Origin of the sequence: Bacillus cereus group sp. BfR-BA-01430 (assembly GCF_022663115.1) — a bacterium.
Classification (GTDB): Bacteria; Bacillota; Bacilli; order Bacillales; family Bacillaceae_G; genus Bacillus_A; species Bacillus_A cereus_BD.
On the sequence record NZ_JAKUEW010000010.1, the window covers coordinates 41,735 to 58,400 of the forward strand.

Below are 16,666 nucleotides of genomic sequence, written 5' to 3' on the forward strand. Positions count from 1 at the left end.
CACTTATTTCATAATGATTGTTGCCTCTACTGGATAATGATCTGAATAATCATTATATGTATATGTTTTAAACCATGAAGTGACAGACCATTCAGGAGATTTTGGCTGTAATACTTTATTCTCTAAATATGTTGGAGTCGCATGATCTTTACTTGTAACGATGTAGTCTAAATATTCCGCTGGTGCCTCTGGGAAGTTGTATTTTGCAATACTATTTGTTGTTGCATCCCAAGTTGCAGTATGTCCTGTATACGATGGTACACTTGCATGTAATGTTTTAAACATAGATTCATATTCTGACGTATGATTACTGTTTATTTTATTTACATTCATATCTCCACCAATGACTACATACTCGTCACTTGGAATATTTTTCTTTTGAATAAACTCTTGAATTTCTTTTAATTGGTTTGTGCGCACCGATGATGGTGAAATGTTTCCACACTGATTATCCTCTGCTTGTAGGTGCGTTCCAATTACGTGAATAAAACGATCATCTTTCTTAATTTTTGTGTAGACAAATCCTTTATTAGATAGATTGTCTGGCCCGCATCCTTTCTGAAATACATATTGTACCTTTTCCACAATTGGCCACTTACTTACGATTGCAACTCCTCCATCTTCAGGGGCTACAGAAGAATAATTACCTAACGTTTGATCCCACATATCTCCATTAACGCGACCTAATACCGCTGTTTGGTTTGGATACTCTTTCTTTAGATTTTGCAATAGACTGTCTGAAGCTTTATTATCAAATACTTCATTTAATATAACAACATCTTGATTTTTTATATAATTCGCTTCTCCAATTAAGTCTGCTCGCTCCTTTTGTCCCCAATTTGGATACAAATTTGTTGATAGCATATATACATTATGTGTCATTATTTTGAATGTATCGCTATCACTAGATGTTTCAGCCTGTGCAGAAGAACTATATAAGGCTGTCAAACCAATTCCAAAGCTAAGAATACCTTTTAACAACTTACTTTTCATCATTCACTACCTCCATTTATTATATTCGAAAAGACCAAATACAACATATTTGGCCTTCTCAAATTACTCTTAACGGTTTACATATGTGTCAAACCAAAGTTGAATATATCCAGCTGTAACACGTTGTGCATCCATTAAACGCTTCCCTGTCATCGGTGTAACCTCAGCACGCCATTTGTCTGCATACTCCTGTGATATAGTTGCTTTCACAAACCACTCTTTTGTATTATCATTTACAATGCCAGGGAAATCTTGTTTTGCTACTACTGCCGCTGCATGAATCCAATCTTCTGGATTGCTTCCTTTCCAGTTCCAATATCCATTTCCATCTGTTACCTTATAGTTATCTTTTATTGTATCTACAAAATTTTCATATTTAGAATGAAAGCCTTGTGGATAAGAAAGATTCGTAAAATTTGCTGCATGCATTGGTTGATTCACATCTCCTAAATAATGAAGAGATAAACCTAAATAGAAGAATGCTTGTTTCATATCTTTATTTTGATAAGATTCGCCAGCAAGTTTGAAATATTTTGCACCAGTTTCTTTTGCTTGCTTAGCAAATGAGATATACGTTTTCCCGCTATCTGGATCATAGAAATGAGAAGTAAATGTACTATTATCATAATAAGGATTTTCATAATCAGCAGAATAAATACCATTCTCTAAATCTGTACGCCATTCATTTAATAATGCCAATTGCTCTTGTTTTACAATTGTTGTGTTGCGAGACATGATATCTATTGCACGATTGACAATCCATAAATGAGAATTTACTCCCTCTTGATGTCGAGCTTCAGCAGACCAGCCCTGAAGTTTTCCAACTCTATATGCCCCGTCATTTTCATGCGCAAATGCTACCGTTTGCATCGGTGCTACTAATGTAATTGCCGCTGCTAAAGCAAGTACTTTCTTTTTCATATAACAAATCCTCCATTTATCATTAAGTAATAAAAAAACATATCGTTGGGATCCTATGATTTTATCCGGTTAACCTATGACTAGAATATCTCACCTTTTATGGAAATACTATCATTAAATTAAAATATGTAAATTTTCATAATCAATTTTATTGAAAATTAAAATAATTAACTGTACAATTAACTTTTAAGTAAAATTCATGTATGACATTAGATAAAAATAATTACCAAAAGCTCTATAAAGAGACCGTAGAGTGTCATGTTTTGTTCCAGTCAATATTTTTTACCATTCTAGTTTTAGCAAATTTTCACTTCACATTAGCATTACATGAAGAATTAAAAAGAGAACAAAAAAACATTTCATTCCATCTCTTCTTTCGCTTTCCAATATCTCTAGACACAACTTAAATACCCTTACATTGTAATCGGAAATTATGAATCTACTGCAAAGAAATGAATAAAAGATTGTAAAAAAAGGGGCCCCGAACCTCAAAAAGTAGCCTCCCTCTACTGCTAGAAAAAGCTACCTTTCTTGTTGAACTTATATATTATATTAGGTGAAACAAGAATTTTCACTGTTCCTGTTCGTACAGTTGGTTCTGGAACTTCTTCTACTCATACATCACGCTGATTGTGCCAAAGTAAAGTTTTCATTTTCTGCATCCTTCTCTATGTATACTTAATGTGGTGAAGTTTACGAATTGATTATAGTATCGATATCCATATGTCCCTAAAAACAATGTACATTTCACAAATTTTTAACAACTACTGTACATTATTTTGTCACTTTATACTTTTTTCCACATTTCATTGCAGTTAAAATTCGCATTATGCCATAATAGCATAGGAGAGGTGAACATCGCTTGAAATATTTTATCTATTTTATTGTTATCATCGCGTTTTTAGATACATTTTCACAATTACCGATTATGAGTACTTACGCACAAAGTCTTGGAGGAACTCCGCTTATAATTGGGCTTGTCATAGGTATGTATTCATTTGCTAATATGATTGGTAACATTATTGCTGGCATATCTGTTGATAAATTTGGTGCAAAGAAAGTACTTTATACGAGCATGGGGATTACAAGTTTCATAGTTTTACTATATACCATTGTTCAAAATGGTGAACAATTGCTTGTCGTTCGTTTCCTGCATGGATTTAGTGATGGCTTCTTAATCCCTGCTGCCTTTACTTTCCTGTCCAAACAAACAAAATCTACAAAACAAGGAAAAGCAATGGCATTATCTGGGGCGGCTGTCGGAACAGCAGCGATCGTTGGACCTGCCTTTAGCGGTATTATGAAAGCAACTGCAGGGATTCAATGGGTCTTTATCACTATTTCTATCCTCATGATGATCGGGACAATTGTATCCTTATTTTTATTGCCAAGTCATATAACAAGAACAGATACATCACGCACTCAAATGATGACAAAAGAAGATATGATGGCTTTAGTAAAGTCCGAACCATTACTACAAGCATATATCGGAGCATTTACACTGATGTTCTCGCAAGGAATTGTCACATATATGCTGCCAATGAAAGTGGAAGCACTCGCACTCAAATCATCTACAACAGGCATGATGATGAGTATATTCGGGATTACTGCCATCCTCTTCTTCTTATTGCCGACCAATCGCATATTTGATCGCTTTAATCGTTCAAAAATGATGTTAATCGGTATCACCGTCATGGCATTATCATTGTCACTGCTCGGCTTATTTACAACAAAAGGAATGATTTTCATCGTCATGATGATTTATGGAGTCGGATTCGCAATCCTTTTCCCATCGATTAATGCTCTGCTTGTTGAAAATACAACCGAAAACAACCGAGGAAAAGCATTTGGATTATTTTACGCTTTCTTTTCGTTAGGAGTAGTCGCTGGTTCTTTTACCATCGGAGCAATCGGGGCATCACCGAGTGTCAGCTTTATAATTGGAACTGCATTTTTATTAACATTTGCCGGAATGATTTATGTAAGAGGAAAAGTCAAAAAGACAATGCTAGGCTAAATGCCAGCATTGTCTTTTTATTTCCCCTCTACTTTCACTACCTGTGTTCCAGCAATGAAATCATGAATCATTCTTTCTATATTTCCAGTAAAAGTCTGCTAACTTCTAACTATATCTCGACAATTTCCTTGGAAATATTTCTTTTCCTTGCATCATTTGATAAAAGTAAACATTAATTTACCATATGTTCAATACTATAAAATAATCATATAATATATGATTTCTAAAATTCTTTCTCATTCTATTTCAAATACAATAAAAATCCCCGTAAAGTATTAAAAAGCACTTTACGAGGACTTTTTATAATATTTATTTCTCTTGTGTTTTCTCCCAATCTGCTAAGAACTTCTCAATCCCTTGATCTGTTAATGGATGTTTCACTAATGCACCGATTACATTTGCTGGAATTGTGGCGATATGTGCGCCATTTAAAGCAGCTTCTGTTACATGTACACTATGACGTACAGATGCTGCAATAATTTCTGTTTCAATGTCGTGAATTGCAAAAATCTCAGCTACTTGACGAATTAAATCCATACCGTTATGACCAATATCATCTAGACGACCTAAAAATGGAGATACATATGTTGCACCAGCGCGTGCTGCAAGTAATGCTTGTACGGCAGAGAACACTAGCGTAACGTTTGTACGAATTCCTAAGTCTGAGAATGCTTTTACTGCTTTTAATCCTTCTTTTGTCATCGGAACTTTTACAACAACGTTTGGTGCGATTTTTGCTAATTCTTTTCCTTCTTCAATCATTTTATCGGCTTCTAAGCTAATTACTTCCGCGCTAACAGGTCCTTCAACAACACCGCAAATTTCACGAATACGTTCATGGAAATCTACGCCTTCTTTTGCTACAAGTGATGGATTTGTCGTTACACCTGCTAATATACCTAATTCATTTGCTTCTTTAATTTCATTAATATTTGCTGTATCAATAAAGAATTTCATTTGTAATTCTTCCTTCCTTATTTTTCATATTTTATTTTTTCTTAATAAGATCCAATCCAATCGGAATGAATTTCTCCACTTTTTTACCTTGATTTACTTGTTTTGCTGTTTCCATCGCCTTTTCTCCGATTAATTCTGGCTTTTGTGCGACGGTTGCTGCCATACGTCCTTCTTTAACCGCTTTCACGGCATCATCTGTTGCATCAAATCCAACGACAGCTACATCCATTTTGCCTGCAGATTTTAACGCTTCTAGCGCACCTAATGCCATCTCATCATTATGAGCGAATACTGCTTTCACATCACTATTGGCCTGCAAAATATTTTCCATAACAGATAATCCTTTCGCACGGTCAAAATCAGCAGTTTGCTTAGCTGCTACTTTCAATCCAGTGTCTGCCACTTCATGAAATCCTTTCCCTCTCTCGCGTGCGGCAGATGATCCCGGAATTCCTTCTAATTCAGCCACAGCAGCTCCCTCACCAACGAGTTCACGAATATAATCTCCAGCTAATTTCCCTCCTGCCACATTATCAGAAGCAATATGAGAGACAACTTTTCCTGAATTTGCAACGCGGTCCACTGTAATTACAGGAATATTTGCTGCATTGGCTGCACTTACCGCTGAAGCAACAGCATCTGAATCCGTTGGGTTAATAACAACTATATCAACACCTTTTTGAACCAAGTCTTCGACATCGTTCGTTTGCTTAGCTGCATCATTTTGTGCATCAACTGAAATTAATTCTATGCCAATATCCTTCGCTTTCTTTTCTGCTCCTTTTTTCAATGTAACAAAAAATGGATTATTTAAGGTAGAAACAGAGAATCCAACTTTAATAGTCTTATTTCGCCCTTTATCGCTAGAATCCTTTGCCCATTCTGGTGGTTCCATCGAGCAACCAGTAGTAACGACCATAATGAGTGCAACAAGTACAAGTAACCATTTTTTCATGAATTATCCCTCCATTAAGCTTCTTTTCGACGATCAATTAATACAGCAAGTAGGATAACAAGCCCTTTTACAACTTGTTGGAAGAAAGATGACACGCCTAATAAATTTAGCCCGTTATTTAGCACTCCAATGATTAGTGCCCCAATAAACGTACCAACAATCCAACCTTTTCCTCCAGAAAGGCTTGTTCCACCTAATACAACTGCAGCAATTGCATCTAATTCATAAGAAGAACCAGCAGTTGGCTGTGCAGAATCTAAACGAGATGTTAATACAATACCTGCAAGCGCTGCCAAAACACCAGATAGACCATAAATCATGACTTTGATTCTTGTAACATGAATGCCTGATAATATCGCTGCCTCTTCATTTCCACCGATAGCAAGTGTACGGCGGCCAAATGTTGTTTTCTTTAAAATAAAATATAGAACTGCAAAAGCAATCATCATCGTTACAGCTGGTACTGGGATACCAAGGAAATAACCACGACCAAACATTTGGAACATGACATGATCACCAAGACCAGTGATTGGACGTCCGTCCATATAAACAAGTGTCAATCCACGAAAAATTGTCATTGTTGCTAATGTCGCAATAAAAGGTGCCACTTTTCCTTTCGCAATAATGATACCGTTTACAATCCCCATCGCAAGACCGGCTAATAATCCAACTACTATTGCCAAAAACGGATCCATATCACTTGCTAGCATTCCAGCAACAAGTGCACTTGATAATGCTAAAATAGAACCCACTGATAAGTCAATACCCCCTGTTAAAATAACAAAGGTCATTCCAAATGCAATGAGTGCATTAATCGATACTTGACGTAAAATATTAAATAAATTCGGAATTTCAATAAATGCTGGATTTAATGCCGTAATCACTACAATAATGAGTACTAAGCCGATTAAAGATCCAAGTTGTTGCAGAACATTCCCCTTTTTTGCCATCGTTTACTCTCCTCCTGTAGCTAATGCCATAATGGATTCTTGCGTTGCTTTCTCTTTCTCAAGAATACCGCCTACTTTTCCTTCATGAATGACTAGAACGCGATCACTCATCCCTAATACTTCAGGTAATTCAGATGAAACCATAATCACTGCATCACCTTGGTTTGTAAACTTATTCATAATAGAATAAATCTCTTTTTTCGCACCAACATCTACACCCCTTGTTGGTTCATCTAAAATGAACAGCTGCGGATGGATTCCAAGCCATTTTGCAATGACAACTTTTTGCTGATTTCCACCAGATAGCGATTTCACAGCTTGTTCTCCATTTGTTGCTTTCACATTCAAAAGTTTCATCATATCCTCTGTAAACTGCGCTTCCAATCCTTTGTCCATGACACCGCTTTTTGAAAGAGTTTCTAAATTAGGTAATGCAAGATTTTCTCGAATGGAAAAATCTAATACAAGTCCTTCTGATTTTCTATCCTCTGTAATAAAAGCAATTCTTTGTCTAATCGCATCTATTGGACTAGCAATCTTTACTTCCTGTCCATTGATAAAGATTTGTCCTGAGTCAAGTGGCTCATATCCAAATATGGCTTTCATAATATCTGTACGTCCAGCCCCCATTAGTCCAGCGACACCAAGAATTTCACCTTTCCTAACTTGAAAAGAAATGTTTTCAAACTTACCTTTTTTCGTTCCATTCCGCATTTCAAAAATGACTTCACCAATCTTTGCATGACGCTCTGGATAACGTTCACCAATACTACGCCCTACCATCATGCTAACTACTTCATCAAATGATGTTTCAGGAATTTGTCTTGTGCCCACATATTCTCCATCACGCAAAATCGTAATTGCATCACAAATAGAAAATATTTCTTCCATGCGATGCGAAATATAAACAAATGATACACCTTCTTTTCGCAGTTTATGAATCACTGTAAAGAGCGTTTCAATCTCACGATCTGTCAAAGCTGCTGTAGGTTCATCCATAATAATGACACTCGCATTTGTTATTAATGCTTTACCGATTTCAATAATTTGCTGTTGTCCAACCGATAATTCTCCTGCCATTGTAGTTCCTTTTACATAAAGCCCTAAATCAGCCAATTGTTGCTGAGCTATAGCATTCATTTGGCGCGAGCGCAAAACACCTGTTTTCCCATACATTAGCTCTTTGCCAAGAAACATATTTTCAGCAACTGTTAAATTAGGCAAGATGTTTAATTCTTGATGAATAAAAGCAATTCCATACTCCTCGGCTTCTTTTGCATTTTTAAATATTCTCTCTTGTCCATCGATTTTGATTTGACCACTATCTTTCTTATATACACCTGTTAAAATTTTCATGAGCGTTGACTTACCCGCTCCATTTTCCCCCATCAGTGCATGAACTTCGCCTGTTTCGATACGAAATTGGGCATTCTTCAAAACAGGGTTCCCATTGAACGCTTTTGAAATATTTTTCATTTCAATACGCATTCTCATCACATCCCTTTATTAAAAAATCACACCTGCATGTAAAATAATGTTCGCATAAGGTGTTGCTTCCCCTGTACGAATAATCGCCTTTGCCTGCTTTGTTTTCTCTTTAAACTCTTCATGCAAGACATATTCAAAATTCGCTTCTTTTAAGCGTGTTTCAATTTCTTTATAGATTTCTCTATTATTTGTAGTAATCTCTTCCGCTACTGTTACTTTTTCAATAGCCATATCCTCTATTACAACTTGTAATACATCCAGAAAAGAAGGCTTTCCAAGCTCTACAGCTAAATCTATTCGCTTCACGCTATCAGGAATTGGTAATCCGCAGTCCGCAATTACAATCGTATCTGTATGACCAAGTGCCGCTAATATAGCAGCAATTTCACTATTTAATACGCCATGCTTTTTCATTTAACAATCCCCTGTACTTCCCGCACCTGTTCTCTTGTTGGCATACCACCTTGTGCACCGAGCTTTGTTACAGAAAGGCCACCGGCTATATTTGCAAAACGAATTGCTTTTTCAAGCACTTCTCCTTCTGCAAGCGAAACTGCTAATGCCCCGTTAAATGTATCACCAGCCCCTGTCGTGTCAACTACTTTTACAGAAATACTTGGCACTTGTACAATTTCTGTACCATTATGGAATCGAACTCCTTTACTTCCTTCTGTCATTAATAATTTATTTGGATATTTAGCAAGTAAGTCTTCAATCGGTGATTCAAAATCATCTAGTACAATGCGACACTCGTGTTCATTCGGTGTAATATATGTTGCCTTTTCCAAAATCCTTGTCGATAATGCTTGTGCTGGAGCTGGATTTAACATGACTGGGATCTTATGCTCCTCACAAATAGTAAGCACATATTCTACTGTCTCAAGCGGAATTTCTAACTGAAGAACGACCATATCTGCCTTTACAAGTAAATCTTTTGCACGGTCAACAATTTGCTGATTCACAAGGCGATTGGCACCTTGCACAACAACAATGCTATTATCTTCTTCTGCTAAAACGATATGAGCAATGCCTGTTGTTTCATCTGTAACCGGTACCACATAATCGATAAAAACACGCTCGTTCTCTAAATTTTTTCGTACACTCATGCCGTAATCATCATTCCCTACAGCACCTACCATAGCTACATTGGCTCCTAAGCGAGCTGCGGCAACAGCCTGATTTGCTCCTTTTCCTCCAGGTACTGTATGAAACGCCTCTCCGATTACTGTTTCTCCAGCTTTCGGTCTTTTCTGTGAAACGGCTACTAAATCCATTGAAATACTCCCTACTACAGCTATATTTGGCAACGACTTCATCTCCTTATTTCGTTGTATTTCGTTCGATAATTTCAATCGGCAAACGGTAATGTTCTGTTTCTAACCGTTTTCCTTCCATTTGTTCTAATAACAATTCGGTCGCAATGCGTCCCATCTCATAAATAGGTTGTGCAACAGTCGTAATAGATGGACACATCATTTCCGCTAAAGAAATGCCATCAAACCCAATAATTTGTAAATCGTTAGGAATAGCAATCCCCTTTTGTAAAGCAGCCTTTACGACACCAATTGCAATCAAATCATTTCCTGCTACAATACCATCAATATGCGGATATTCGTCTAGTAATTTCCTCGCAACACGCTCACTATTTGCTGGGTCAAACGTACTTTCCGCAATCATATAAGAAAGACCGTATTCCGTAATCATATCAACAAAACCTTCAAAGCGCTCATTTGCAGTACTTACATCACGCGGCCCACGTATATGAGCAATATGGTTACACCCTTTCTCTAACAGTAACTTTGTTGCTTTTTGAATCCCCGCATAATTATCTGCATATACTGTGGGAATACGCTCATTAAATAGGCGATCAATTGCCACAACTGGTACAGATATATTCATGTAATTCACGCTATTTTCAGGATTTGTTGCGACAATAAATCCATCTACGTTATTTTGTCTGAGTACATCAATATATTGTTTCTCTTTTTCTAAACTTTCATCAGAATTACAAAGTACAACGGTGTATCCTTGCTTATGCGCTACATCTTCTACAGCACGCGCAATTTCTGGAAAGAATGGATTCACAATGTTTGGAACGACTAAGCCAATTAAACGAGATTTCTTATTATACAAAGAACGCGCCACTGTACTAGGTTTATAATCCAACAGTTCAATCGCTCGTTCCACCTTTTTTAATGTATCTTCGTGAACGTATCCATTTTTATTTAGTACTCTAGAAACGGTCGCAACAGATACTCCCGCTAATTTTGCAACGTCTTTAATCGTACTCATTCTTTTCCTCCCCACCTTGTGTAACCGTTTACACGAAGTAATATAACCTATTCGCAAAAATACGTCAATCATTTCTACTCAAAAAGAGTATATGTTATACATATAAGAAAAAACATCACCATAAGGCGATGCTTTTATTATGAATAGGATCCATTTATATGTTTCTTTTCTCCTTCTACTACCTCTTCTGCACCTTTCTTTCGATCAGAAAGCTTAATCTTCTCTAAGAAAATCGTAAAGATAGCACCAACAACAATAAATACTAATCCCGCTAAAAATACACTATGCAATGAGTCCAATAACGAATTCTTCAAAATAGGAACGATACTTGTAGAAAATGCTTCTGGTATTTTTTTTAACACCTCTGGACTAAACAGCATAGAATATAACCCTTGTGGATCTGTATGAATCATATCTTTAAATTTTGTTACAATCTGTCCAGCTTGCGGTGGAAACTTCTCTAATACGGGTACTAATTTTTCAGTTAAAATGGTGCCTGAAGTATTATTCATAATAGATCCTAAAATTGTAATTCCAAATGTTCCTCCAATTTGACGGAAAAATTGGCTGGATGAAGTTACAACACCAAGATCCTTTTTCGGGAAACTTTCTTGTAATGCCAATGTCAATGTTGGCATTACAAGCCCCATACCTAAACCGATAATGATCATATAAGAAGTCGCTACAAGCTTACTTGTATGCATATCCATTGTTGTTAATAACCAGAAGCCACCAGCCATAATCAACATACCAACAATAATCTGCGGCTTCACGCCAACTTTTAAGACAAGTTGACCACCAATAATACTCGTCACAATCATTGTAATCATCATCGGTGTCATAATCGTCCCAGATTCAGCTGCACTTACTCCTACAATTCCTTGCATAAAGAATGGAACGAACATAATTGCACCAAACATTCCAATACTCATAAAGAAACCAATCGCATTCAATAGTGTAAATGTACGATTTTTAAAGAAATGCATTGGTAAGATTGGTTCCTCAGCTTTTGTTTCCACAAATACAAAGCTTACAATACCAATCAAAGCTAAACTAAACAATCCGATAATTTGCCAAGAATCCCATGCGTAATCTTTTCCACCGAATGTTAATGCAAGTAATAAACTTACAACTCCAACAATCATCGTAAAAATTCCAGCAATGTCAATTTTAATAGGTCCTGTTTGCTTATGTGATTGTAATCCCGTCGCAATAAAGATTGTTGCGACAATACCAACTGGTAAGTTAATGTAGAATACCCATCTCCAGTTAACTGCATCTACAATCCAACCACCAACTTGCGGACCAACGACTGAAGCAAGACCATATAAAGCGCCAAAAATACCTTGCCATTTCGCACGCTCTTTCCCCGTGAACATATCTCCAATAATAATCATAGCCATCGGCATCATAATACCTCCGCCAAGACCTTGAATACCGCGGAAAATAATCAATTCTGTCATACCATTTGCCATACCACATAATGCTGAACCAATCATAAAGATAATTAATCCTGTCATATATACGTTACGGCGTCCTAATAAATCAGCTAATTTACCTGCAATCGGTACAATTGTCGTAGATGTTAGCATGTAAGCTGTTGTTAGCCATGTCATTAAGCTTAATCCACCTAGTTCGCCGACAATACGCGGCATCGCTGTACCGACGATTGTTCCATCTAACGCTGCAAATAACATCGCAATCACTAAACCAATCAATAATAATTTCCTTTTTTTATCACCTTGTTGTTTCATATAATCTCCTCAACTTCTCTTAATTTAGCTCTTTTTTCTCACTTGTCCCGCAAACAATTGTTTCTAATTTTTCAAACAGGCGTAATAAGTCTTTTCTTTCTTGTAATTCTAATTGCGAGAAATATTTTGCAATGTGCTCATTACGAGCGTTCTTCGCCTCTTCTACTTTCGCTTTCCCCTTTTTCGTTAATTCAATGATAACAACACGACGATCATCTTTATCGTGATAGCGCTCAACTAGTTCTTGATCAATTAAACGATCAATCATTACTGTAATTGCACTTGGTTTTACATACATTTTTTTCGCTAATTTTGTCGCTCGTGAAGCACCATAGTTCTCTAAAATTTTTAAAATATAAAATTGCGGTGGTGTAAGTCCTGATGCTTGCATTTGTTCCAATAACTCCATTTGCATTTTCTTTCCTATAGAGAATGCTAGAGCTTGAATTTTATCAATATGAGTAATATCATTTGGCATATTATCTACCTCTTATTTAAACAATAAAATATTTAATCTATTTAAATATTAATATCAAGAATAAAAATCGTCAATCATTTTATGATTAAAACCGTTTACATTCCTGTCACAAAGTTGTATAATTTTTCTCGAAGTTAATATTGACAGTCATGGAGAATGAGAGTATAAGACTATGGAACATAGAAAGGAACCTTTCTATTTTTCATGGTTTTTTTATTTTTCATGACATAAAATGGTTTCAACCATTAAGGAGGATTTGTAGGCTATGTTTTTAACTCAGTTGTTTAAACCTGCGCCACATAAAGAGCGCTTGCCTGCTGATCGCATCGACAGTGAATACCGCAAATTGCGCTTACAAGTGTTTTTAGGTATTTTTATCGGTTATGCAGGTTATTACTTTGTTCGAAAGAATTTTTCATTAGCAATGCCCTATCTAGTCGAACAAGGATTTAGTAAAGGAGAACTTGGGATTATCCTTTCGGCCGTATCTATTGCGTACGGAATAAGCAAGTTTATTATGGGAATTGTATCCGACCGCTGTAATCCCCGTTACTTTTTAGCAGCAGGTCTCTTTTTATCTGGTATCATTAACATTATTTTCGGTTCATTTTCTTTCATTACAACAAGCATTATCCTTATGTTTGTACTTCAATTTTTAAATGGTTGGGTACAAGGAATGGGTTGGCCTCCTTGTGGACGTACAATGGTGCACTGGTTCTCTATTAGTGAACGCGGTACGAAAATGTCCATTTGGAACGTTGCTCATAATGTCGGTGGTGCTCTTATGCCATCACTCGTTACATTAGGACTATATTTATTCGCTAATGATTGGAAAAGTATATTCTACTTCCCAGGTATTCTTTCTATTTTAGTTGGAATTTATGTATTAATTACAATGCGTGATACACCTCAATCTTGTGGTTTACCATCAATTGAAGAACATACAGGAGAATATCCAGCTGATGAGAAAGTAAAAGATCGTGAACGCGAACTTTCAGTAAAGGAAATTTTATTCAAATATGTACTGAACAATAAATTTCTATGGTACATCGCAATTGCAAATGTATTTGTATACTTTGTGCGTTACGGTGTTGTAGACTGGGCTCCTACTTATTTAGTAGAAGAAAAAAGCTTTACACATAATAGTTCTCGTACTGCTTATGCTCTATATGAATGGGCTGGGATTCCAGGTACACTTCTTTGCGGCTGGATGAGTGATAAACTCTTTAAAGGACGCCGTGCACCTGCTGGTATTTTATTTATGGTGGGGGTATTTATTTCCGTTCTTGTATACTGGTTAAATCCAGCTGGTCATCCAATCATTGATAGTATCGCTCTAGTAGCAATTGGATTCTTAATTTATGGACCAGTTATGCTAATTGGATTACATGCACTTGACTTGGCACCAAAAAAAGCAGCTGGAACTGCTGCTGGTTTAACTGGATTCTTTGGTTACCTGGGCGGAGCATCATTTGCTAGCGCTGCGATGGGCTTTATTGTAGATGCTTTCGGCTGGAATGGTGGATTTATTTTACTACTTACATCTTGCTTACTTGCAATCATCTTCTTAGCCCTTACTTTAAACACAGGTTCAGCAAAATCAAAACAAGCTTAAAATAGAACTTTATTAAAGAGCATTATTATATTTCACAAAAAACGAGAGACAATTCTTACTAGAATATCTCTCGTTTTTTCTACATATCTCCCTTTTTTTCTACAAAGTATTTGCCTTATTCTCCTCCCGATATTTACGCTTTCAAAGTATCTTTTTTACTGTTATATCAACAAATTCAATCTTTGTATAAAAAGATTTTTGAATATTTTCTCAACTAGTTCTTGTCAAACAATGTCAATCTATATTAAAATAACAACAATATATAAAACATTTAGTCTTTTTAGAAAGATGGAGGGATAGCCATGAAGAATTCGCTTCTTCGCATTGAAAACTTACAGACATCCTTTCGTATACGAGATCAGTATCATGCAGCGGTTGATAATGTCTCTTTAACTGTACATGAAAATGAAATTGTTGCTATTGTCGGTGAGTCTGGATGTGGTAAGAGTGCACTTGCCCTTTCCATTATGCGATTGCACAATGAAGCTAATACAAAATTGCAAGGTCATCTTTATTATAAAGATAAAGATTTATTGACCATGTCAGCCGCAGAAATGAATAAAATACGCGGTTCAAATATCGGAATGATTTTCCAAGAACCTCTTACAGCATTAGATCCTCTTATGACAGTTGGAAAACAAATTGAAGAAAACTTAGACTATCATACAAATCTCTCAAAAGCAGAAAAGAAAGAACGCACCTTAGAACTCCTTCATCAAGTTGGGATTCCAAAACCAGAACTTACTTATAAACAATACCCACACGAACTCTCTGGCGGAATGAGACAAAGAATTGTTATCGCAATTGCAATCGCATGTAAACCAGCGCTTGTCATTGCGGATGAACCCACAACTGCTCTTGATGTAACAATTCAAGCACAAATTGTAGACCTACTAAAATCTATTCAAGAACAAACGAAAATGGGCATTATTTTAATTACACATGATTTAAGCATTGTTGCTGAGACTGCTGATCGCGTTGTTGTTATGTATGCAGGACAAATTGTAGAGACAGGTAAAGTGGAAGAGATTTTTAATCATCCTCTTCACCCATATACACGCTCTTTACTACATTCTATTCCATCTGCATATACCGAAAAAGAAAAATTACACGTAATCCAAGGGGTTGTTCCTACTTTAGCGAAACTCCCTCGCACAGGTTGCCGCTTCAAAGATAGAATTCCGTGGATTACATCTGACAAACATGAAGAAAATCCTGTTTTACATGAAGCAAAACCAGGTCATTGGGTACGCTGCACTTGTTATAAACATTTCGACTTCCAAGATAAGAAAGGAGATGACGTTACTCATGGCACTGCTTAAAGTAAATGATTTAAAAGTACACTTTCCAATTAAAGGCGGCTTCTTTGGACGCACGCTAGACTACGTGCACGCTGTTGATGGAGTGAGCTTTGAACTACAACCTGGTGAAACATACGGGATTGTTGGTGAATCAGGAAGTGGAAAATCAACTACAGGTAAAGCGATTATGCATTTAACAAAAGCAACGGGCGGTAGCATTGTTTTTAACAATAAAGATTTAACAAAATTAAGCCGTTCTGAACTGCGTGAACAAAGAAAAAATATTCAAATGATTTTCCAAGATCCATACTCATCGTTAAATCCAAAGAAACGTGTTCTCGATATTATCGCAGAGCCATTACGAAACTTTGAAAAGCTCTCACCTGATGAAGAAAGAAGAATCGTCCAAAAATATCTTGAAAAAGTTGGACTAAATCCAGAATCTATTTATAAATATCCACATGAATTTTCTGGTGGACAAAGACAGCGGATTGGCATCGCGCGCGCATTAACACTAAAACCAAAATTAATTATTGCTGATGAACCAGTATCTGCGCTCGACGTTTCTGTACAAGCACAAGTGCTAAACTTCTTACAAGATCTACAAGCTGAGCTCGGATTAACATACTTATTTATTAGTCATGATTTAGGTGTAATTCGGCATATGTGTAACCGCATCGGGGTTATGTATCGTGGTCGCCTTGTGGAAGAAGCAACAAGTGCTGAAATTTATAATAATCCACAGCACATTTATACGAAACGATTGATCGCAGCAATTCCTGATATCCGACCTGAAAATAGAAAACAAAAAAGTACGTTACGGCGGCAAGTACAAGAAGAATACGAGCAATCACATAAAAATTATTTTAATGAAAACGGCCGTGCTTATGATTTAAAACCAATCTCGCCAACACACCGGGTGGCATTACCATAAGGGAGTGATAA

15 protein-coding genes are annotated in these 16,666 nt (G+C 36.5%); 4 read left to right on the top strand and 11 right to left on the bottom strand.

Annotation, left to right across the window (positions count from 1 at the left end):
• Window positions 1-3: 3 nt before the first annotated feature.
• Both sph and cerA read right to left on the bottom strand, forming a co-directional pair.
• Entirely contained in the window at window positions 4-993 is a 990-nt protein-coding gene (gene sph / locus MR058_RS16250; protein WP_041810223.1) for a sphingomyelin phosphodiesterase, read from the bottom strand.
• A gap of 69 nt (window positions 994-1,062) precedes the next feature.
• Entirely contained in the window at window positions 1,063-1,914 is an 852-nt protein-coding gene (gene cerA, locus MR058_RS16255; RefSeq protein WP_011983672.1) for a phospholipase CerA, read from the bottom strand.
• An 862-nt stretch (window positions 1,915-2,776) separates the two neighbouring features.
• Here cerA and MR058_RS16260 point away from each other — a divergent pair.
• Entirely contained in the window at window positions 2,777-3,931 is a 1,155-nt protein-coding gene (locus MR058_RS16260; protein WP_048723236.1) for an MFS transporter, read from the top strand.
• 309 nt (window positions 3,932-4,240) lie between these two features.
• Here the strand turns inward: MR058_RS16260 and fsa are convergent, their stop codons facing one another.
• The 9 genes from fsa to MR058_RS16305 form a co-directional block, all read right to left on the bottom strand.
• Window positions 4,241-4,888 carry a fructose-6-phosphate aldolase gene (gene fsa, locus MR058_RS16265; protein ID WP_011983670.1) on the bottom strand — a complete coding sequence of 216 codons (648 nt, stop codon included), beginning with the start codon at window positions 4,886-4,888 and terminating at the stop codon, window positions 4,241-4,243.
• Window positions 4,889-4,919: 31 nt separating this feature from the next.
• Window positions 4,920-5,843 (bottom strand): ribose ABC transporter substrate-binding protein RbsB, encoded by a 924-nt coding sequence (rbsB, locus tag MR058_RS16270; protein ID WP_011983669.1) that lies wholly within the window; start codon window positions 5,841-5,843, stop codon window positions 4,920-4,922.
• A gap of 14 nt (window positions 5,844-5,857) precedes the next feature.
• Window positions 5,858-6,793, bottom strand: a complete 936-nt coding sequence (locus MR058_RS16275) for an ABC transporter permease subunit (RefSeq protein ID WP_011983668.1) — start codon at window positions 6,791-6,793, stop codon at window positions 5,858-5,860.
• Window positions 6,794-6,796: 3 nt separating this feature from the next.
• The gene (locus MR058_RS16280) at window positions 6,797-8,281 is read right to left on the bottom strand and encodes a sugar ABC transporter ATP-binding protein (RefSeq protein ID WP_041809444.1); all 1,485 of its coding nucleotides are present in this window, start codon (window positions 8,279-8,281) and stop codon (window positions 6,797-6,799) included.
• 18 nt (window positions 8,282-8,299) lie between these two features.
• The gene (rbsD, locus tag MR058_RS16285) at window positions 8,300-8,695 is read right to left on the bottom strand and encodes a D-ribose pyranase (protein WP_011983666.1); all 396 of its coding nucleotides are present in this window, start codon (window positions 8,693-8,695) and stop codon (window positions 8,300-8,302) included.
• Complete coding sequence (rbsK, locus tag MR058_RS16290; protein ID WP_048723239.1) at window positions 8,692-9,588, bottom strand: ribokinase; 897 nt, start codon at window positions 9,586-9,588, stop codon at window positions 8,692-8,694. The genes rbsD and rbsK overlap by 4 nt, the downstream gene beginning before the upstream one ends.
• Window positions 9,589-9,601: 13 nt before the next feature.
• Window positions 9,602-10,573 (bottom strand): LacI family DNA-binding transcriptional regulator, encoded by a 972-nt coding sequence (locus MR058_RS16295; RefSeq protein WP_011983664.1) that lies wholly within the window; start codon window positions 10,571-10,573, stop codon window positions 9,602-9,604.
• A gap of 137 nt (window positions 10,574-10,710) precedes the next feature.
• Window positions 10,711-12,327 (bottom strand): MDR family MFS transporter, encoded by a 1,617-nt coding sequence (locus tag MR058_RS16300; protein WP_048723241.1) that lies wholly within the window; start codon window positions 12,325-12,327, stop codon window positions 10,711-10,713.
• A gap of 19 nt (window positions 12,328-12,346) precedes the next feature.
• A complete protein-coding gene (locus MR058_RS16305; RefSeq protein WP_048723242.1) occupies window positions 12,347-12,805 on the bottom strand; it encodes a MarR family winged helix-turn-helix transcriptional regulator in 459 nt (152 codons plus the stop codon).
• Between the two features lie 265 nt (window positions 12,806-13,070).
• Between MR058_RS16305 and glpT the strand changes: the two genes are divergently transcribed.
• The 3 genes from glpT to MR058_RS16320 all read left to right on the top strand — a co-directional run bounded on the left by glpT (window position 13,071) and on the right by MR058_RS16320 (window position 16,655).
• Entirely contained in the window at window positions 13,071-14,420 is a 1,350-nt protein-coding gene (gene glpT, locus MR058_RS16310; protein WP_011983661.1) for a glycerol-3-phosphate transporter, read from the top strand.
• Between the two features lie 302 nt (window positions 14,421-14,722).
• A complete protein-coding gene (locus MR058_RS16315; RefSeq protein ID WP_011983660.1) occupies window positions 14,723-15,742 on the top strand; it encodes an ABC transporter ATP-binding protein in 1,020 nt (339 codons plus the stop codon).
• Window positions 15,729-16,655 (top strand): ABC transporter ATP-binding protein, encoded by a 927-nt coding sequence (locus MR058_RS16320; RefSeq protein ID WP_011983659.1) that lies wholly within the window; start codon window positions 15,729-15,731, stop codon window positions 16,653-16,655. Before MR058_RS16315 ends, MR058_RS16320 begins: the two co-directional genes overlap by 14 nt.
• Window positions 16,656-16,666: the final 11 nt, after the last annotated feature.